Here is a 19,337-nt window from a genome sequence, read left to right as displayed (position 1 = left end):
CTTTGAAAAAATTTTTCTTTTTGTTGCATTTTATTACCATGGTATCTTAAAAATAATATCTTCAAGAGGACAATCATTTATTTCAATTTTTTGTTGCTTGAGTTTCCTTTTTTACATGTTGTAAGCCCTTAGCCATCTCAAAAAGAATATCAAGCCATTTGCTTTGCTCTACCCCTTTTATGTGCAGGACTAGCTTCATTCGATTCCCGTCCATGCCGAAGCCTACCATACGGCCATACTTCGATCCCAGCTCAAACACCTTTTGTCCATCCACATCGCTGCTTACATTTTCCCTAAGGAGAATGCTAATTTCCTGCTTCAATTGTTTAATGCTTTCTATTCCCGCTTTTTCAGCATATACCTTCATTTCGGCAATCAGGAATAAATAGGAGACTTCTTCTGGATACTCCCCGAACCGGTCGAGCATTTCATCTTGTAATTCTTCCACTTCTTCAAGAGAAGTGATACCTCTGAACCTTTTGTACATTTCTATTTTCTGATGTCCATCCATTATGTAGGCATCAGGGATATAAGCATCCACTTCAACATCAATTTCAAGGGTACTTTTTTCTTCAACTGGTTGGTCATTACGTTTTGCATCCACTGCTTCTTTCAACATTTGTGAGTACAAATCGAAACCAACTGAATCGATGAAGCCATGTTGTTGGGCCCCCAGAATATTTCCAGCTCCCCTGATGGATAAATCACGCATGGCAATTTTGAACCCAGAGCCCAATTCTGTGAATTCCTTAATAGATTGGAGACGTTTTTCCGCCACTTCCGTCAACACTTTATCTTTCCTATAAGTGAAGAAAGCATATGCTACCCGATTAGATCGCCCTACACGGCCACGTAGCTGATAGAGCTGTGAAAGACCCATTCTATCCGCTTCATTCACTATAAGCGTATTGACATTCGGGATATCAACACCGGTCTCGATAATGGTTGTACTTACCAAAACATCATACTCGCCTTCTAAAAAGCCGAACATAACGGCTTCTAGTTCTTGCTCAGACATTTGCCCATGAGCATATGTAACACGGGCATCGGGTACTAACATGGAAATTTCTTCTGCTTTTCTTGCTATATCCTCTACCCGATTGTATAGAAAATAAACCTGACCATCCCTGGCCAATTCTCGTTCAATCGCTTCCGTTACCAACGAGCCATTATACTCCATGACATAAGTTTGAATTGGGAAACGGTTCTCAGGCGGTGTTTCGATGACGGACAGATCCCTCACGCCCAGCATGGACATATGAAGGGTCCTCGGAATCGGCGTCGCAGTCAGAGTCAGCACGTCCACATTGGTTTTTAACCGTTTGATCTTCTCCTTATGAGTAACACCAAAACGCTGTTCTTCATCAATGATCAGCAAACCCAAATCACGGTACACTAAATCTTTGGATAAAATCCTGTGCGTGCCAACGACAATATCCACCGTGCCAGCCTTCAGTCCTTTAATCGTTTCCGTTTGCTGTTTTTTTGTCCGGAAACGGCTCATAAGGCCAATCGAAATGGGATAATCCTGAAAACGTTCTCTAAGTGTTTCAAAATGCTGCTGGGCGAGGATTGTGGTCGGAACAAGAAATGCAACTTGCTTGCCGTCCATAATGGCTTTAAAAGCGGCACGGATGGCTACCTCTGTCTTCCCATAGCCGACATCACCGCATAATAAACGATCCATTGGCCGCTCCCGTTCCATATCCTTTTTGATTTCAACTATAGAACGTATTTGATCTTCTGTTTCGTTATAAGCGAAAGATGTTTCAAATTCTCTCTGCATATCACCATCAGGCGAAAAAGCATAGCCCTTTGCGGCTTCCCTTTCGGCGTATAACTTGATTAAATCATCAGCTATGTTTTCAACTGAGGACTGTACTTTACTTTTGACACGTTTCCATTCCGTTCCGCCAAGCTTATAAAGCTTAGGTTCTTTCCCTTCAGAACCGACATACTTTTGAACAAGATCAATTTGATCAACAGGAACATACAATTTGTCATCCGCTTGATAACGAATATGCAGATAATCTTTATGGACACCATTTATCGTAAGGGTTTCAATTCCTAAATATTTCCCGATACCATGGTTAACATGAACGACGTAGTCACCGATTTTTAGTTCTGAATAACTCTTGATGCGCTCCGCATTCGATAGTTTCTGTCTTCGCATTGATTTCTTGGACTTCTTATTGAACAATTCCGTTTCCGTGATGATACTGAATTTCTGCATAGGTAATTCAAAGCCGCTATTAAGGCTTCCTCGTAAAATCTGTACTTTACCTGGAAGAATGCTATTTGCATCAAAAAGTTCTGCCGCCTCTATATCATAATCGGCTAAAACTGAATGCAGCTTTTTCACCCGTTCCTCATCCTGTCCAAGAATGACGACAGTAAAATTCCCTTTTTTCCAACGTTCTAATTCTGCTTTGAACACATTCATCTGTCCATGGAAATTTTGCATCTGTTTACTGGCAAAATTCAGGATATTCTGAGGATTCGTATGCGGTACATGTCGTAAAAACAATGAAAGGTAGACAAACGGGCTGTTAGATTTCATTATTAATTCCTGCATGGGATGTGCCAATTTTATGTCATGGATAATTTGTCCCTGACTTAAAAGGTCCGTGTACCAACCAGCCTCTTCCTTTTCCAGAGAATCATTAATCTCCTGAATTCTACTGATTTCATCCAAGAACACCAAGCCATTTACAGGTAAATAATCTATTAAACTAGCTGGATTCTCATAAGCTAAGCTTAAGTATTTAAAGATTTGGTCGGGTTTATTCCCCATTTTCAACTGTTCAAGTTCATAGCTGACCGTTTGAACAAGTTGTTCCTTTGCTTTCTCATCTTTAAGTTTCTTCAAGCTTTTACTTAAACCGCTTTCAAGCCTTGTTATGATTCTTTCGATGTGCTCTGTTTCTAGCAAAGCCTCACTAACGGGACCGATCATCACTTTCTTGAGTTTCTCGATAGAACGCTGATCTTCACTCGAAAAAGTCCTTATTGAATCTATTTCCGTATCGAATAATTCAATTCGTATTGGATTAGGTTCCGTGATGGGATAAATATCGATTATACCGCCCCGGATGCTAAATTCCCCTGGGGAGGCAACCATTTCAGACCGGTTATAGCCCATGGCAATAAATTTATTAAGTGTTGATTCGAGCTCGATGTCTTCCCCTAAATTAAACGTAAGCTGATGCCTCTTCCAGATATCCTTTGAAGGAAGCACACGGCGCACCCCTGGAATTGGCGCAATGACAATCCCTTTCTTCCCCTCCGCCCAAAAGTTCAATGCCTCTACGCGTTGGGCTCTTAATTCTGGACTGGCTACACTTAAATCAGCCGCAATCAATTCATTGGCAGGATATATATATAATTCTTCCTCAGGAATAAAGCTGGATAAGTCCTCATGGAATTTTTGAGCCTGCAATAAATTATGGGTTACTAATAAAATCGGCCTATTTGTTTTTTCATATACGGAAGCCAGCAATAGTGATCTCGAGGAACCTGTCAAACCAGAGACCATTTGTTCCTTAAGTCCTTCATCAATGCCGGCAATTAACGAATGAACATCATCTTGTTTGGAGAACAAGTTTTGTAATCCATTCATTTTCTTTCCCCCCTCTCTTTAACGTGCGAAAACCTAAAATCATTGTATTTGAACTTGGCCAATTCAACCAAGCGTTCTTTTAATTGACGGCAATTTCATTTTATGTGCTTCTGTAAACAAGACAAACGGAAAAATGCTTTGGATTTTGTCCAAAGCCCTCTCCCGCTAATGAATAATATAATCGTTTTCATATAATTCAGGGTTTCTTTGCAGTGATTCATGGCAATCTTCACATATCGCCCTTATATGCATATCTCCCTCAGAATCATAAACGATCATCTCTTGTCGCTCTTCATCAGTAAGTTGATTAAAACCTAACTGCTCCGTACTCAGTGAGTGTGCCTCGATTGAGCCCAGTTTAGTTCCGCAATGTCGGCATCGATAATGGAGAGCCATTTCGTAACCCCCTATTTTATAATAGTGTTAGTATGTACAAAAGTAGGGGGGAATTATTCAGCGAAACAGGAAGATATTATTCTTTACTTATATCTACTCTTAGCTTATTGGTTATATTCGTTCATGACCTGTATAAATGGTTTTTCCAACCAGGCTTCACAAGAAGCTGCACTTTTTTCGATTGTCGCCCCTACATGATCATATTCTTCAGGCGAAAAACGTCCTAAAACGTAATCAGGTACTGGGATACGGCCAATCGGTCGGCCAATGCCTATTCTGATGCGGTTGAATTCTTGCGTACCCAAATGTGCAATTGTAGATTTTATCCCATTATGGCCGCCTGCGCTTCCTTTTTGACGAAGACGAAGCTTCCCTGGAGGCAAATCGAGGTCATCATATATAACAACTACATCCGCTATATCCACCTTAAAGAAATGCATGACAGCAGAAATGGATTCTCCTGATAAATTCATGTAGGTTAAGGGTTTAAGCAATAAAACTTTTTCTCCCTTTACCATTCCTACACCATATATTCCTTTATGTTTAGCTTGATCAAGCGGAACCGACCATTTTCTGGATAATTCATCTATTACTTCAAATCCGACGTTATGCCGGGTTTTTTCATATTGTTTACCTGGGTTCCCTAACCCTACAATAATTTTCATGATTCACACTCCGTCATTACGGTTATTTAGGGAGTTACGTTGGGACGAAGTTTTTCCAAGATCATTGACCTTAGAAAAATAGTACCCTAATTTCAAGCTGGCCTGCAAGCGACCGGAGAACTAATTAGAAAAAAATACTAATTAAAGAACTCCACTCCTAAAAATGGTCTGGTCTGTATAATCAGAACATCCAGAGATTGAAAAGACGTAACTCATTAAGAGCTACGCCTATTATATCATGATTCACTTGTTTAATCCCGGCATCATGACTCTGGTGAAGCCTTGGTTTCCCGGCCCTCTTCATTATCGGGGATACCGCCATCTTGCTGTTCACCCGTACTTATTTCCTCTTCCTGACGAGGAGCCAAAACAGATGCAACTACTTCTTCACCATCGTTGTCGATTGTAACTTGCTCATTCGATTTGATATCGGATATGTAGATTGTATCACCTACCTGAAGTTCGGTAACGTCAACATCTATAGACTCAGGAATATCATTAGGCTTAGCTGTGACCGTTACTTCATGAAGAGACTGCTGAAGAACCCCACCGTCTTTCACTCCTTTACTGACACCCACAAGATTGATGCGAACTTGTGCCTGTAACTGAGCGGACATATCCACAATTAAAAAGTCAGCATGATAAATGAAGTTCTTTATCGGATCCTTTTGATAGTCAGAGAGCATGACTTTATAACTCTTGCCTTCCAATTCCAAAGAAATGATACCATTACGGCCTATTTCCTTGATCGTCTTTTGAAGTTCAATATTATTCACCGAAATGGCGGTACTATCATTTTGATTGCCATATACTATCGCCGGGATTTCGCCGCTTTCTCTCAAATTCCTTAGATTAGAGTGTTTTAAATCCGTACGTTCCTTTGCAGCTAATAAATTACTCATACTATCCTCCGCCTTCCTAATTCTAAATTACAAGTTTCTCTATATTTAACATTTCCCTAAATAGTGGGGCGTTAAACATGAAAGGTAAAATCGGGAGGCTTCACTAAGCGCAAACATATGGTAAACAAAGGAATTTCACCGAAAAAAATTTTTTCATTCTTTTTGTTCCTAAGCGTGAATCGCCTGTTTTTCCACTTTTCCCTCTTGCATGACTCTGTTAAGAATTTGGGCAGCTAATGATGAATATTGTAGATTATCCTTTTGCCGTGGTCTCGGCAGATTGATTTCCTTGTTCATGACGACTTTACCTTCTTCGATTAGTATGACACGGTCAGCAAGGAGTACGGCTTCTTCAACATCATGTGTAACGAGTAAGGCAGTAAAATCCCTTTTCCTCCATAGTTCCTCTATAAGCCTTTGCATGCCAATCCTCGTCAATGCATCCAATGCCCCTAACGGCTCATCCAAAAGAAGAATGTCAGGTTCGTTCACCAATGCCCTCGCTAAGGCTATCCTTTGTTTCTGCCCTCCCGATAAAACGGATGGCCAATCATTTGCTCGATCTGCAAGCCCCACTTGCTCCAGTAACTCCATAGCTTTCGGCTTCCAATCCCCTTTTAATCCGACACCAATATTTTGGAGGATTTTTTTCCAAGGAAAAAGCCTGCCATCCTGAAACATCGTACGGGACGATTTATTCAGTCCATTTAATGGCTTTCCATTTACCAGGATCTTCCCGCCTGTCGGCTTATCCAGACCTGCCACAAGACGTAGTAAGGTACTCTTTCCACACCCACTCTTACCGACAATCGCTATGAATTCCCCTTTTTTAAAAGTAAGGTCCATCCCCTTTAAAACCTCAAATTCCCCAAAGTCCTTTTTTACACCCTGCAACTCCAATGAATTTCCACTTTTCATAATAAAGGCCTCCTCATTGGTATGATGGATGCCATTTTAAGCATCTTTTTTCAACTATTTTGGCAAAAACATCCGATACTTTTCCTAATAAAGCATATAAGAGAATGCTGAGTACAACGATATCCATCCTCATGAATTCCCGTGCATTCATAGCCATATATCCAATTCCAGAATTAGCGGATATTGTTTCTGCAACAATTAATGTGACCCACATGATTCCAAGGGAGAAGCGGACACCCACCAAAATGGATGGAAAGGCAGCAGGGAGAATCACATTCCAGAATAAAGAAAAACCATTTAACCCATAAACCCTCGCCGCTTCAATTAAACCTTTATCCACTGATTTCACGCCATGAAATGTATTTAAATAGATAGGGAATAGAACTCCTAAGGCGACAAGGAATATTTTCGCTTCTTCTTCTATACCAAACCATAAGATTACAAGCGGTATTAACGCTAAATGCGGTATATTACGCAACATTTGAAGTGAAGTATCGAATAATGTTTCGGCAATGGATGATAACCCATTTAACAACCCTAGTACAAAACCAATAATTCCGCCGATTAAAAAGCCGATGAAGGCCCGCTGGGCACTGATGCCAATGTAATCTATAAGTTCCCCTGTTTTCAATAAAGCGACGCCAGCCTGAAAGACTTCAGTCGGGGCGGGTAATATCCGTTCCGACAGAATTCCCCACAAAGACAGCAGCTGCCAAATTACCAAGAGTAGAATGGGTACGATCCAAGATATGAGGGAAAACCTATTGAACTTTTTGTTTAACTTTGCCTGCATCTTCTTTTTCACTTCCTTTTGTAGGGTAGTGGTCATTTGCCAGTATTTCCCCGAATGGACTCGTCGCTTTCGAAACGGGAACTTCCAGCTGTTCGACAGGGAGCAAAGGGAATAATAATTCCGCCACACGGTACGCTTCTTCTAGATGAGGGTACCCGGATAAAACAAAAGATTCTATTCCGATTTCTTCATATTCCTTCATTCTAGCGGCAACATTTTCTGCACTTCCGACTAGTGCTGTACCGGCACCACCGCGCACAAGACCTACACCTGCCCATAAGTTTGGACTGATTTCGAGTGAATCCCTGTTTCCATTATGAAGTTGCGACATCCTCTTTTGTCCCACTGAATCAAATCGTTCAAAAATCTTTTGTGAATTTTCAATCATTTTATCATCCACATATTTAATGAGTTCCTCCGCTGCCTCCCAAGCTTCTTCTTCCGTTTCTCTTACAATGACATGCATGCGAATGCCAAATCTGACTTCACGTCCATACTCTGCTGCTTTTTTACGTACCTTTTCAATTTTTTCAGCCACTTGCACCGGCGGCTCACCCCAAGTCAAGTAGACATCAATATGTTTACCCGATATATCGATGGCTGGATCGGATGAACCTCCGAAATAGAGCGGTGGGTACGGTTTTTGTACAGGTGGCAACAGAATATTTCCACCTTCCACCTTTAAGTGCTCCCCTTCAAAGTCCACACTCTCACCAGACATTTCCTTTCTCCAGATATCGAGAAATTCATTTGTTTGCTCATAGCGTTCCTTATGATTTAGAAACACGCCATCCCCTGCCAATTCGACTGGGTCCCCCCCAGTTACAACATTGATCAAAAGACGGCCATTCGACAACCGGTCGAAGCTTGAAGCCATACGTGCAGCTAAGGTTGGCGACATTAAACCTGGACGAATCGCAACTAAAAATTTCATTCTTTCCGTTGCAGAAATCAATGAAGAACCCACTACCCAAGCATCCTCACAGGAACGACCTGTTGGAAGCAAAGCCCCTTCAAAACCTAAATGATCGACTGCCTGTGCTATTTGTTTTAAATAAGGAAGTGTAATCGCTCTCCCTCCCTTTGTCGATCCTAAATAGCGACTTTCCCCATGTGATGGCAAAAACCAAAATACTTTCATATTATTTTCCCCCTTAATTTTTTTTAGCATCTGCAGATGCATCTAGAACATTAATCTTGCTTGGAATTAATTTAAGATTAAAAAATGTATCGGCAATCTTTTGTTGATCATCCAAAACCGTACTGGAAATCTCCTCAAGCCCATAATCTTTTCTTTTTAATGTTTTTTCTAATGCCTCCACACTTATTCCAATTTCCGGAGATAAAAACTCAGCGACATCCGTTGGATTTCCTTCAATCCATTTATCAACTTTTATCAGTTCTTCTTTAATGATCTTCAAAGCCTCTTCATTCTCGGCAAATGAATCAGTTGCCAAAAAGAATTCACGATTCGCCACTAGCCCTTCTCCATCCCGAATCGTTTTCGTTTTAAGTTCCAATTCCGCCGCCGATAAAAATGGATCCCATATTACCCAGGCATCGATTTGGTTTCCTTCAAAAGCAGCCCTCGCATCAGCAGGTGGCAAGTAGACTGGCTGAATGTCATCAAGAGTAAGACCTGCTTCCTCTAACGCTTTGACCAATAGGTAATGAACATTTGAACCTTTATTCAAGCCAACCTTCTTACCTTTTAAATCTTTCACATTTTTAATGGGTGAATCCTTTTGCACGACTATAGCCTCTCCCGAAGGGTTTGCCGGCTGATTAGCAATATAGACAAGTGGTGCATTGGCTGCTTGTGCAAATATCGGTGGCGCCTCCCCTGTGTGCCCAAAATCAATGCTGCCGACATTCAAGGCTTCAAGTAGTTGAGGGCCTGCAGGGAATTCAGTCCAATCGACCGTATACCCCACTTCTTTTAAATGGCTTTCCAGCTCTCCTTTTGATTTTAAAATATTTAATGTCCCGAATTTTTGATAACCGATTCGGATCGTCTTATCGGATTCCTTTGCGTCAACACTTTTGGAACTGTTTTTTTCCTGCCCACATGCACTTAATATCAGCATGAAGATGCTAAGAATGGACAACAGCACTACATTTCGTTTTTTCATATTTGCACACCCTTCTCAAATTTATATAAAAATAAAAAGCTCCTTTTCTTCACCAAAAGGACAATAGGGCAAAAAGATGCCTAGTGTTCAGTGGTAAGTGAAAGGAGCCTTCGGTGGACCGATCGGCGTTCAGTATGTATGAATTCCAAGAGTTTTCTTCATTCCATAAAGATGAAATTTATTTGTACCATCATTTTATTATTAGTATTCACACCTGTCAACTAAGAATTAAATATTTTCAAAATATTGCGTCTTTGAACCAAAAACATGGCGAGCCCAAAGGCCCGCCATGTTAAGGTTAAGTCTATTAATTTTTATCAATCGAATAATGTGCTGACTGATTGTTCCTCATGGACACGAATAATTGCCTCTGCAATCAAAGGTGCTACAGAAAGTCCACTGATTTTATCGATTTTCTTGTCTTCCGATAGGGCGATCGTGTTAGTCACGACCAATTCCTTTATCGTTGAATTTTGAATCCTTTCGATGGCAGGACCTGAAAGGACTGGGTGTGTACAACAAGCATACACTGCTTTAGCACCATTCTCTACAAGTGCATTTGCCGCAAGTGTAATAGTACCTGCCGTATCGATGATGTCGTCGATCAGGATCGCTGTTTTGCCTTCAATATTACCGATGATGTTCATGACTTCAGCCACATTCGGTCTTGGGCGGCGTTTATCGATAATGGCAATCGGTGCTTTTAAGCGATCTGCCATTTTACGGGCACGCGTCACACCACCATGATCAGGAGAAACGATGACAATATCACTTAAATCTTTTTCTTTGAAGTAATCCGCTAAAATTGGAACAGCAACAAGGTGATCGATCAAAATATCGAAGAAACCTTGAATTTGCGGCGCGTGAAGATCTAATGTGATGACACGGTGGGCACCAGCAGTTTCTAAAAGGTTTGCAACAAGTTTAGCTGTAATTGGTTCACGGGCACGTGCTTTACGGTCTTGGCGGGCATAACCGTAATATGGCATAACAATATTAATCGTTTTAGCTGAAGCACGTTTAAGAGCATCGATCATAATTAAAAGTTCCATTAAATTTTCATTGACTGGTTGGCTTGTTGATTGGATCACGTAAACGTCACAACCACGAATACTTTCTTCAATGTTAATCTGAACTTCACCATCACTGAAACTTGTTACGCTACATTTACCAAGTTCAACACCGATTGCAGCAGCAATCTCTTGAGCTAAACCAAAGTTTGAATTTAAAGAGAATACTTTTAAATTAGGATCTAAATACTGATTTGACATGATGACCTCCGTCGGTTATTTATTAAATTTCAATTTATTCACATAATCTTCTTTGTTAACTTGACGAGCCCGAGCAACGGATAGAGCTTCCTGAGGTACATCTTGTGTGATGGTTGACCCTGCAGCTACATATGCCCCTTCTCCAATCGTCACAGGTGCAACAAGGTTAGAATTGCAGCCTATGAAGACATTGTCTTCAATCTTCGTCAAATGTTTATTTTTCCCGTCGTAATTTACGGTAATAGATCCGCAGCCTATATTAACATTCTCTCCAACCTCTGCGTCACCAATATAACTTAAATGAGAGGCTTTGCTTCCTTTGCCAAAAATGGTCTTTTTAATTTCTACAAAATTACCGATTTTTACGGAATCCCGGATATCAGAATGAGGTCTAACATGTGCAAAAGGACCGATTTTTACGGAACTTCCAATACTGCTTTCATGAACGACCGATTGGAGGATTTCCGTTCCATCACCAATTTCACAATTACTGATTTCAGAATTCGGACCAATCAAGCAATCCTGCCCGATAATACTATTCCCTTTTATGCATGCCCCAGGGTTAATGACCGTATCCTGTCCTATTTGCACATCTGCTTCAATGTACGTAGTAAGCGGGTCGATGATCGTTACACCATTCCTCATATGTGATTCATTGATGCGTTTCCGTAAAATTTGCTCAGCCTGTGATAAAGCCACTCGATCATTTACGCCTAACGTTTCCTCGAAATCACTCGATTGGAAGGCCGTCACTATTTCGCCTTCTTGTTTTAAAATTTCAATAACATCCGGTAGGTAATATTCTCCTTGGACATTTTCATTTGAAACTTTTTTCAGCGCGCTAAATAAAGCTTGGTTATCGAAGCAATATGTACCGGTATTTATTTCCTTAACATATCTTTCTTCATCAGAGGCATCCTTATGCTCGACGATTTTTTTTACAAAGCCGTCTTCACTGCGAAGAATTCTTCCATAGCCAGTCGGGTCATCTGCATATGCCGTTAAGATTGTTGCTTTCGCCTGACTTTGCTCATGCAATGCTATAAGCTCTTCCATCGTTTCAGCTTTAATCAAAGGCGTATCTCCGCAAATGACAAGGGTTGTGCCACTTTTTTCGGATAAAACGCTTTCCGCTTGCATGACAGCATGTGCCGTACCCAATTGCTGATCTTGTAAGGCATACTTGCATGAATCACCAAGTTGTTCTTGAACTTTTTCAGCCCCATGGCCGATGACTGTTACAATATCTTCTATTTGAAGTTGTTTGACTTGATCGATAACATGTTGTACCATTGGTTTTCCGCAAACAGGGTGCAAAACCTTATAAAGCTTAGATTTCATCCTAGTACCTTGCCCAGCGGCCAATACTATTGCATAGCGATTACTCATAACAGGCCTCCATATTTACCTTTTTATCCACTAAAAATATTATCTCAAATAGTGATTCTTTTCAAGGTAACAATTAAAAGTACATATTATTGTCAACAGCTTAGGTAAAAAAATTTCCATTTTTAACAGACTTACTAACATTATTAATGGGACTCTTAGGATTATACGAACCACTCAAATAATAATTATATGACTGTTGCGATGTTTTTCGAGTATGAACATAATTACAGAAACCCTCCTTCTCCCCCTTACAACAACGTGCCCCCCACTATTCCAAATCACTGCTTGTATCGCTTAATGCCCTGTGTGGATACCATTAAGAAGCAATGCATCCATCGCAAACCCCCATTCCGAAATCTGGTTAGCTTCTCCACTTTATTTCCATGACTAGATGATAAGGCGACCTTCATTAATATTGATCACGTAATCGCACTTACAAAGATTTTAAAATCAAGACGTTTAAAAGGGTTTGAAAAATAAAAAGATTGGGTATTTAAACTTTTGAAGATACCATCGCGGATATTACATTTTAACCCAAATAAGTCGTAACTTGTCTAAAAAAGTGATATGTTCTATACCGCTCCTTTCCGAATAAAATAAAAAAGAGCACTACTTATGAAGTAGGCTCTAGGTGCACGAATTATAAATTTAAAGGTTGAAAGTATAGTCAATTAAGAAGCTCCAGCTCCAGCTTCCTCTAGTTCAGTTTCAAGTTCTCCCAATCGATGATATTCTGTTAAGACAGCTTCTTGAATTTTCCCGCGTGTAGATGAATTGATAGGATGAGCGATATCCCGGAATTCTCCATCTGGAGTTCGTTTACTTGGCATTGCTACAAATAAACCATTGTTTCCGTCGATCACACGAATATCATGAACCACAAATTCATTATCCAGTGTAATTGATGCGATAGCTCTCATACGACCGTCCGTATTCACACGGCGTAATCTTACGTCAGTTACTTCCATTTAAGCTCACCATCCCTTTTTGTTGTTGTTAAAACTTAAAGTACATATTCAACAAAAAAACGTGAACTCCTTCTATTATCTGTAAGTTTTTTAGAAAATTCAGCCTAGTTTTCAAAAATAATAGAAAACACCCTTTTTTTACTGAAAAATCATCCATTATGAATTCCCCCTGAAAGCACAAAAAAAACGCCCGTTTATTTAACGAGCGCAATCACTTCAATTTCCACTAGTACATCTTTAGGAAGTCGTGCTACCTCTACACAAGAGCGGGCAGGTTTGTGACTAGAAAAATATTCACCGTAAACTTCATTAATCGAACCGAAATCATCCATGCTTTTAATGAATACCGTAGCTTTAATAACCGATTCTAATGAGGCTCCCGCTTCTTTCAATACAGCTTGGAGATTCTGAAAGACCTGGTGTGTTTGTTCCTTAACATTGCCCGTTACCAATTCACCAGAAGCAGTAAGTGGGATTTGTCCTGAACTGAAAAATAACTTATCGACGATCACGCCTTGTGAGTATGGGCCTATCGCTGCCGGTGCTTCATTCGTATGTATCGTTTTCATGAAATGATTCCCCCTATTCATTTTTCAAAAAGTAATTTCCTCGGCTGACATTGATTTTTTTGTCTCTTTCAACCACCTGCGTCAACTTGATTAATGAAACATAGTCCTCGACAAGACATTCTTCTGTATGTTCTGATTCGACCAGAACCGCAATTCCGGCAACTGTTGCCTTAAATTCATCCAATAAACTGACCATACCATTAATGGTACCCCCAGCTTTCATGAAATCATCTACAATCAATACATTCGAACCCTCAACCAAACTTCTTTTAGAGAGTACCATGGTCTGAATTCTTTTTGAAGATCCAGAAACATAATTGATGCTCACTGTGGAACCTTCCGTTACTTTATTATTCCTTCTTACAATGACAACTGGAACATTCAAATAATTTGCCACGGCGTATGCTAATGATATACCTTTAGTTGCCATTGTCATTATGACTGAGACATTCTTTTTGGCATACATGGAAGCGATTATCCTTCCAACCTTATTCACGGTTTGTGGATGCCCTAATATGTCTGTCATATATAGATAGCCGCCAGGGAGTAACCTTTCGGGACTGGCAATTGTTTTGCATAATCCGTCAATGAAGGCATTGGCTTCATCTTCCTTGATGGAAACAATATACTTCACTCCGCCCGCTGCACCTGGAACGGTCGTTAAAGATCCTATCCCACGTTGTTCAAAGGTATCTTTGATGATTGTCAAATCTTCACTGATCGATGATTTTGCCGAACTATACCTTTCAGCAAAATATGTCAGCGAAACAAGTTCCCCTGGATGTTCTAATAAATAATTGGTCATATCGACTAGCCTCTCGCTGCGACGAAATTTCATTGAGACACCCCCTTTGTGAATTCCGAATATTATAATGCAACTATACCACTAATGTACGTATCTATTCAAGGTTGTTTCGATCACCTAATAAGCGAACCGCATAGACTTGATCACAGAATCCCCGAAGTCCGTTATAAATTCTTTGCATGCGCGAATCATGTTCCACTAAACCAAACACGGTCGGACCACTTCCGCTCATTAAGACCGAGTCTGCTCCAAATGTCTTCATTTGATCTTTAATATTCGCAACTTCCGGGTACAACTGCAATGTCACTTGCTCTAGAACATTGCCCAAACCCTGACATACATCCTCGTAACTGTTTTCGTTAATAGCCGAAATCATTCCAGGTACATCCGGATGCTCCATTTTTGATACTTGGAGCCTTTTGTATATATCGGCCGTAGAAACACCGATTGTCGGTTTGGCCAAAATGACCCAGCATTTTGGCGGTGCAGGAAGATGCGTAATTTTTTCCCCGCGCCCTCTGGCCAATGCCGTTCCTCCGTAGACACAAAATGACACATCCGAGCCAATTTCAGCTCCTATTTCCGCAAGCTCATCCATGGAAAGACCAAGCTTCCACAGTCTATTTAAGCCTCTCAAGGTAGCTGCGGCATCACTGCTTCCACCAGCAAGTCCCGCTGCTACGGGTATATTTTTCTCTATAGTTATAGAAACACCTTTATTGATCCCAAAACGTTCCTTTAGTATAAAAGCGGCTTGATAAGCTAAATTCCGATGATCATCCGGAACAAATCGATTATGGGATAGAATTTTAATTTGGTTTCCCTTTATTTCCTTTAGTTCAATTCTATCGGCAAGGTCGACTGTCGTCATGATCATTTCCACTTCGTGATACCCATCAGGCCGTTTGAAAAGCACATCCAAAGCCAAATTAATTTTAGCCGGGGCTTTTTCCATAAGCTTCAATATGTCCACCTACTTTAACGTTCTTAAAAGTTCTTGTCCTATTCTATCATATTTGTTTATATTCTAAAGGTTTTTTCATCGTAATTTCAATGTATTCAAGCTAAGATTGACCTTTAGAGGAGAATAGACACATGTAGGTACATGGGAGAGCCACTCGTTCCTGCACCCCAAAAGACCTGCTACATACCCATATAGCATTTACCGATACATAAAAAAACCAGACTCCTTATCTACAATGTAAGCAAAAATGAATAGTGCTATACATTGTATAAAGAGTCCGGCTTCATTCACAAGGACAGCATGATACAATTAAGTGTTATCTTACTCTTTGTTCACCAATTGGCGTTGTGCTTTTTCGATAGCAAGTTTTACCATGTTACCTGCGTCCCTGGCTCGGATTCCTCCCCAGCCTTCTTTTTGGACAACATCGTAAAATCCAAGTTCTTTTGCCAATTCTTCTTTAAGACCATCTGACATAATCCCTTTTTTCCTGCTCAAGCGAAACAACCCCTTTCACATGCTGTCACATGCCTAGTGTTTGCATCATACGCTATTTCATTACATCCTTTTTAAGCCTATATTGGTCCGCACAGGTAATTTATACAAAACAAAAAGCAGCAAACATAATTGTTCACTGCCTCGTCTAAGTTACATCTCTTGTTGTTTGTTTAAAAATGTTAGTTCCACGGTTTCCGTTAAAACATCCGCATAGCTGTAAGATACTCTTTCAAACGCATTTTCATCTTGGTCGAGCTCAATTACAAAAACAGCCGGATAAGTTTCCGCCAAAGTTCCAAAACGTTCTACAGTCTTTCTTCTTCCACCGTTTGCTTTTAAAAGCAATCTTTTGCCTAGGTTTGAATCAAGTGCAGTTTTAATATCAGCTAGAGTTTTTGGCATTTTCGGTCCACCTCACTAAGTTAAGTATATCACAATTCACAAATATACGCAAACAAAATAATAAATTATATCAGCACTTAAAAATGTAGTCAATATATTTTTATCTAAAATTCGGCAAAATCGCGAACAATTTTATTATATCCTGGGAAATGAAAAATTATGTAAACGAACTATTTCATTTTAATCAAGCTGAATTTTCGTAATTAAAACATCATTTAGTGTCGTTACTCCTCAAAAAAACTCGATTTTTTTGAGTATATCCGAATTCCGACATGTTAAAAGCAAGCTGCATTCTTTCAAAATGCAGCTCGTTCATTCTTCCTGAAATGGCTTGAAAGGCAGCCCGGTCCGTAACACACCTTTTGTCTCAATTCCGCCTAACCCCTTCTCTCCCGTTAATGTATTCCGAAGGACATCCCATACATGAATATGCTCAGTAAAAGGCGTAAAGCTTACCTTTCCGACAATATATACTGGATCAAGAGCATGAATATTAACACGGGAAGGGGAGCTTGCAAAATTTGCCCCAGCTTGGATAAGCGACTCAAAATGAGATTGACAAGCTCCTGCAAATATTATCAATTGGTCTAAATGTGAAACCTTCCTTCTCGCTTCTCTAACTGTCTGTACAAAGTCCTTAGAGTGACGGTAAGCATTGATATCGGACATTGGTCCTTTTGATTTTGAATAGGCATCATGCCCTGTGACAACAAGGATATCCGGCCTGTAATGATCCAACAGCCCGCCGATTCTTTGCGGCATTTCTTTTTCACTGCAATAGACACCATTGACTGGAATACTGAATTTCTGATATAGATCCAGGCATTTCCTTAAGTAAGATGCATCCCCATCAACATGGAGGACCCTGCCTGGTATCTGAAAATATTCACCGCTATACCGGTAACCATTACTGGATTGATATCCGTTTTTTTGTTGTTGCAGCTCAAGATCTTGTGTTAATAAGCGGTAAGATTGTTCTTGTAATACCTCATTGGACCTTTGTCGGTCACTTCTTTCATTATCATTTATGAGCATTAAATCTTGAAAAGGTGCATCTGCAATCAATCGGAAATCTTCCCCATAAAGAATCGCTTCACGTCTTCCATCTACATCACGGATATCAATTACCCGGAACACCAGGTCGCATTTATAAGAAACCCGACCAACAATATCGTTTATTTGAATATTCATGGCCCCACCCCATGAGAAGACTTATTTTCAGCCCGCCCTAGTTTATTTTCATTCTTAAGTTATGCGAACCATTCTTGAATGGTGAAAGGTGGGGATTGACTACATTTTTAGTTACATTCCATTCATGAAAGGCATATCCAGAACAAAAAAAGCCGGAAGCTGGGAGTGATCCCGTTCCGACTTTGACTTTTTTACTTCTTCTTCATTTAAAATTTGGCAATAACGCATCACTTAAGCGGCCAAATTCTTCTATGCTCAGTGTTTCACCGCGTCTGGATGGATCCACATCCGAAGCTTCGAGAGCAGCAAGTACGAGTTCTTTTTTCGATTTACCATCTGGCAGCTGACTGGTTAAGTTGTTTAAAATCGTTTTCCGGCGCTGCGCGAAGCTCGCCCGGGTCACAGTGAACAAGAAATCCTCATCCAGGACTTCAACGATTGGCTTAACTCGTCTAGTAAGGCGTATTACAGCTGAATCGACATTAGGTTGAGGCATGAATACCGTTTTGGGCACGATCATCACTGTTTCCGCTTCGGTATAATATTGAATGGCAATGGATAAAGAACCGTATTCCTTTGTCCCAGGTTTAGCGGCAATTCGATCGGCGACTTCCTTTTGCAGCATGCACACGATGCCTCTAATGGGAAGATCCTCAGATAATAGCTTTAATATAATGGGTGTCGTGACATAGTAAGGCAGATTTGCAACAACCATCAGGTCCGAAAAGCCAGCGAATTCCTCCTCAATGACCTTCTTAACATCCGCTTTTAGAACATCTCCGTGAATGATGTTCACGTTGTCATAAGGGGACAGTGTATCCGATAAGATGGGCAGTAAACGCTGATCGATCTCAAAGGCCGTAACCTTTTTGCTGCTTTTCGCCAGTTGTTCCGTCAATGCGCCGATCCCAGGTCCGATTTCAATGGCGCCGCTTTCCTCTGTCAAATTTGCATGTTCGACAATACGCTTCAAGATATTCGTATCAATTAAAAAGTTTTGGCCTAAGCTCTTTTTAAAGGAGAATCCGTACTTCTTTAGTATATCTTTCGTTCTGACAGGGGTTGCAATATCCTTATTCATGTTTTTCCTCCTGATTTATCTGTACCATTGCTTCATAAAAAGCCTCAGTTGATATTTGGAACATTTTTAGTCTCTTATATAACTGTTTACCATTCGTAAATCCGATTTTCAAAATAGATCCAAGTCTTTCCCTTCGTTCCTTGGCACCTGATCCTCCAATTAAACCTGCATCTATTAAATCCTGCTGTGAAATCTCTTCTGCAGCCTCTTCATCCATTAATTGTGCGTCCTTCAAGGCATTACGAATGGCCTCGGGGGAAGCATGCTCCACACCTATCCCTCTACCTGACTTAGGAAGGGCTTCCTTCTTCGTTAAAAAGGCGTGTTTACAGCCCTTTACTTGTTCTGAAATTATATTCCTGATTTTTTGACCAGGAAAATCAGGATCTGTGAAAATGATGGCTCCTCGTGTCTCTTGTGCAAGTCTTACCTGCTCGATACAGGATTCATTCACAGCAGAACCGTTCGTTTCTATTGTATCAGCATTAACAGCCCTTTTTATCGCTACTGTATCGTCTTTACCTTCTACAACAATAATTTCTTTAATCTTTTTCATATTTTCCTCCATACAGAAAAGCGCAAGCGCTTTGATTAGCTCTTAATAAATGTAACTGGTCCCCCTAAAGATACCCACCCTTTTCTTATTAAACTTGTAGGATGGTAAGTAAATCCAGTCAAAATCGTTTATGAAAATTCAAACGCCTATAATGAACTCTTATGGAATAATGATACGTCTATCCTATTAAAACAGTTTTACATAGGGTTTTTCAACAA

The 19,337-nt window shown here is 40.3% G+C and carries 19 protein-coding genes; all 19 read right to left on the bottom strand.

The genetic code is table 11. The features are described 5' to 3' along the window. Positions 1-82: 82 nt before the first annotated feature. Positions 83-3,619 (bottom strand): transcription-repair coupling factor, encoded by a 3,537-nt coding sequence (mfd, locus tag ACQKMH_RS27010; RefSeq protein ID WP_427590350.1) that lies wholly within the window; start codon positions 3,617-3,619, stop codon positions 83-85. A 165-nt stretch (positions 3,620-3,784) separates the two neighbouring features. After that, positions 3,785-4,015, bottom strand: coding sequence for an anti-sigma-F factor Fin (locus tag ACQKMH_RS27005; protein ID WP_427590349.1), 231 nt, complete (start codon positions 4,013-4,015; stop codon positions 3,785-3,787). A 104-nt stretch (positions 4,016-4,119) separates the two neighbouring features. Next, complete coding sequence (gene pth / locus ACQKMH_RS27000) at positions 4,120-4,680, bottom strand: aminoacyl-tRNA hydrolase (RefSeq protein WP_427590348.1); 561 nt, start codon at positions 4,678-4,680, stop codon at positions 4,120-4,122. 263 nt (positions 4,681-4,943) lie between these two features. Further along, the gene (locus ACQKMH_RS26995; RefSeq protein ID WP_427590347.1) at positions 4,944-5,582 is read right to left on the bottom strand and encodes a 50S ribosomal protein L25/general stress protein Ctc; all 639 of its coding nucleotides are present in this window, start codon (positions 5,580-5,582) and stop codon (positions 4,944-4,946) included. Positions 5,583-5,750: 168 nt separating this feature from the next. Next, on the bottom strand, positions 5,751-6,500 hold the full coding sequence (locus tag ACQKMH_RS26990; RefSeq protein ID WP_427590346.1) for an ATP-binding cassette domain-containing protein: 750 nt from the start codon (positions 6,498-6,500) through the stop codon (positions 5,751-5,753). Between the two features lie 13 nt (positions 6,501-6,513). After that, complete coding sequence (gene ssuC / locus ACQKMH_RS26985; protein ID WP_427590345.1) at positions 6,514-7,293, bottom strand: aliphatic sulfonate ABC transporter permease SsuC; 780 nt, start codon at positions 7,291-7,293, stop codon at positions 6,514-6,516. Next, positions 7,262-8,434 carry an FMNH2-dependent alkanesulfonate monooxygenase gene (ssuD, locus tag ACQKMH_RS26980; protein WP_427590344.1) on the bottom strand — a complete coding sequence of 391 codons (1,173 nt, stop codon included), beginning with the start codon at positions 8,432-8,434 and terminating at the stop codon, positions 7,262-7,264. The genes ssuC and ssuD overlap by 32 nt, the downstream gene beginning before the upstream one ends. Positions 8,435-8,447: 13 nt before the next feature. Further along, on the bottom strand, positions 8,448-9,425 hold the full coding sequence (locus tag ACQKMH_RS26975) for a sulfonate ABC transporter substrate-binding protein (RefSeq protein WP_427590343.1): 978 nt from the start codon (positions 9,423-9,425) through the stop codon (positions 8,448-8,450). 317 nt (positions 9,426-9,742) lie between these two features. After that, positions 9,743-10,696, bottom strand: coding sequence for a ribose-phosphate diphosphokinase (locus ACQKMH_RS26970; RefSeq protein WP_230162020.1), 954 nt, complete (start codon positions 10,694-10,696; stop codon positions 9,743-9,745). Between the two features lie 15 nt (positions 10,697-10,711). Continuing rightward, a complete protein-coding gene (gene glmU, locus ACQKMH_RS26965) occupies positions 10,712-12,085 on the bottom strand; it encodes a bifunctional UDP-N-acetylglucosamine diphosphorylase/glucosamine-1-phosphate N-acetyltransferase GlmU (RefSeq protein WP_427590342.1) in 1,374 nt (457 codons plus the stop codon). A gap of 671 nt (positions 12,086-12,756) precedes the next feature. Continuing rightward, positions 12,757-13,053, bottom strand: coding sequence for a septation regulator SpoVG (spoVG, locus tag ACQKMH_RS26960; protein ID WP_034316332.1), 297 nt, complete (start codon positions 13,051-13,053; stop codon positions 12,757-12,759). Positions 13,054-13,247: 194 nt separating this feature from the next. Further along, complete coding sequence (locus tag ACQKMH_RS26955; protein WP_230162016.1) at positions 13,248-13,622, bottom strand: RidA family protein; 375 nt, start codon at positions 13,620-13,622, stop codon at positions 13,248-13,250. Between the two features lie 13 nt (positions 13,623-13,635). Next, positions 13,636-14,460, bottom strand: a complete 825-nt coding sequence (gene purR, locus ACQKMH_RS26950) for a pur operon repressor (RefSeq protein ID WP_230162014.1) — start codon at positions 14,458-14,460, stop codon at positions 13,636-13,638. A 61-nt stretch (positions 14,461-14,521) separates the two neighbouring features. Further along, positions 14,522-15,391 (bottom strand): 4-(cytidine 5'-diphospho)-2-C-methyl-D-erythritol kinase, encoded by an 870-nt coding sequence (gene ispE, locus ACQKMH_RS26945; protein ID WP_230162012.1) that lies wholly within the window; start codon positions 15,389-15,391, stop codon positions 14,522-14,524. A gap of 321 nt (positions 15,392-15,712) precedes the next feature. Then, complete coding sequence (locus tag ACQKMH_RS26940) at positions 15,713-15,889, bottom strand: small, acid-soluble spore protein, alpha/beta type (protein ID WP_427590341.1); 177 nt, start codon at positions 15,887-15,889, stop codon at positions 15,713-15,715. A 150-nt stretch (positions 15,890-16,039) separates the two neighbouring features. Then, a complete protein-coding gene (veg, locus tag ACQKMH_RS26935; protein WP_034316343.1) occupies positions 16,040-16,291 on the bottom strand; it encodes a biofilm formation stimulator Veg in 252 nt (83 codons plus the stop codon). 312 nt (positions 16,292-16,603) lie between these two features. Beyond that, the gene (gene yabG / locus ACQKMH_RS26930; RefSeq protein WP_427590340.1) at positions 16,604-17,482 is read right to left on the bottom strand and encodes a sporulation peptidase YabG; all 879 of its coding nucleotides are present in this window, start codon (positions 17,480-17,482) and stop codon (positions 16,604-16,606) included. A gap of 202 nt (positions 17,483-17,684) precedes the next feature. Then, complete coding sequence (rsmA, locus tag ACQKMH_RS26925) at positions 17,685-18,563, bottom strand: 16S rRNA (adenine(1518)-N(6)/adenine(1519)-N(6))-dimethyltransferase RsmA (RefSeq protein ID WP_230162006.1); 879 nt, start codon at positions 18,561-18,563, stop codon at positions 17,685-17,687. After that, positions 18,556-19,119 (bottom strand): ribonuclease M5, encoded by a 564-nt coding sequence (gene rnmV, locus ACQKMH_RS26920; protein WP_427590339.1) that lies wholly within the window; start codon positions 19,117-19,119, stop codon positions 18,556-18,558. The genes rsmA and rnmV overlap by 8 nt, the downstream gene beginning before the upstream one ends. Positions 19,120-19,337 lie beyond the last annotated feature (218 nt).

Source organism: Peribacillus sp. NPDC097895, assembly GCF_050277555.1.
GTDB lineage: Bacteria > Bacillota > Bacilli > Bacillales > DSM-1321 > Peribacillus.
This window is presented reverse-complemented; position numbering and strand designations above follow the sequence as displayed.

Bases quoted from the DNA above. Each gene is read 5' to 3' on its own strand.
- mfd (WP_427590350.1), bottom strand. From the start codon at position 3,619: ATGAATGGATTACAAAACTTGTTCTCCAAACAAGATGATGTTCATTCG.
- ACQKMH_RS27005 (WP_427590349.1), bottom strand. From the start codon at position 4,015: ATGGCTCTCCATTATCGATGCCGACATTGCGGAACTAAACTGGGCTCA.
- pth (WP_427590348.1), bottom strand. From the start codon at position 4,680: ATGAAAATTATTGTAGGGTTAGGGAACCCAGGTAAACAATATGAAAAA.
- ACQKMH_RS26995 (WP_427590347.1), bottom strand. From the start codon at position 5,582: ATGAGTAATTTATTAGCTGCAAAGGAACGTACGGATTTAAAACACTCT.
- ACQKMH_RS26990 (WP_427590346.1), bottom strand. From the start codon at position 6,500: ATGAAAAGTGGAAATTCATTGGAGTTGCAGGGTGTAAAAAAGGACTTT.
- ssuC (WP_427590345.1), bottom strand. From the start codon at position 7,293: ATGCAGGCAAAGTTAAACAAAAAGTTCAATAGGTTTTCCCTCATATCT.
- ssuD (WP_427590344.1), bottom strand. From the start codon at position 8,434: ATGAAAGTATTTTGGTTTTTGCCATCACATGGGGAAAGTCGCTATTTA.
- ACQKMH_RS26975 (WP_427590343.1), bottom strand. From the start codon at position 9,425: ATGAAAAAACGAAATGTAGTGCTGTTGTCCATTCTTAGCATCTTCATG.
- ACQKMH_RS26970 (WP_230162020.1), bottom strand. From the start codon at position 10,696: ATGTCAAATCAGTATTTAGATCCTAATTTAAAAGTATTCTCTTTAAAT.
- glmU (WP_427590342.1), bottom strand. From the start codon at position 12,085: ATGAGTAATCGCTATGCAATAGTATTGGCCGCTGGGCAAGGTACTAGG.
- spoVG (WP_034316332.1), bottom strand. From the start codon at position 13,053: ATGGAAGTAACTGACGTAAGATTACGCCGTGTGAATACGGACGGTCGT.
- ACQKMH_RS26955 (WP_230162016.1), bottom strand. From the start codon at position 13,622: ATGAAAACGATACATACGAATGAAGCACCGGCAGCGATAGGCCCATAC.
- purR (WP_230162014.1), bottom strand. From the start codon at position 14,460: ATGAAATTTCGTCGCAGCGAGAGGCTAGTCGATATGACCAATTATTTA.
- veg (WP_034316343.1), bottom strand. From the start codon at position 16,291: ATGCCAAAAACTCTAGCTGATATTAAAACTGCACTTGATTCAAACCTA.
- yabG (WP_427590340.1), bottom strand. From the start codon at position 17,482: ATGAATATTCAAATAAACGATATTGTTGGTCGGGTTTCTTATAAATGC.
- rsmA (WP_230162006.1), bottom strand. From the start codon at position 18,563: ATGAATAAGGATATTGCAACCCCTGTCAGAACGAAAGATATACTAAAG.
- rnmV (WP_427590339.1), bottom strand. From the start codon at position 19,119: ATGAAAAAGATTAAAGAAATTATTGTTGTAGAAGGTAAAGACGATACA.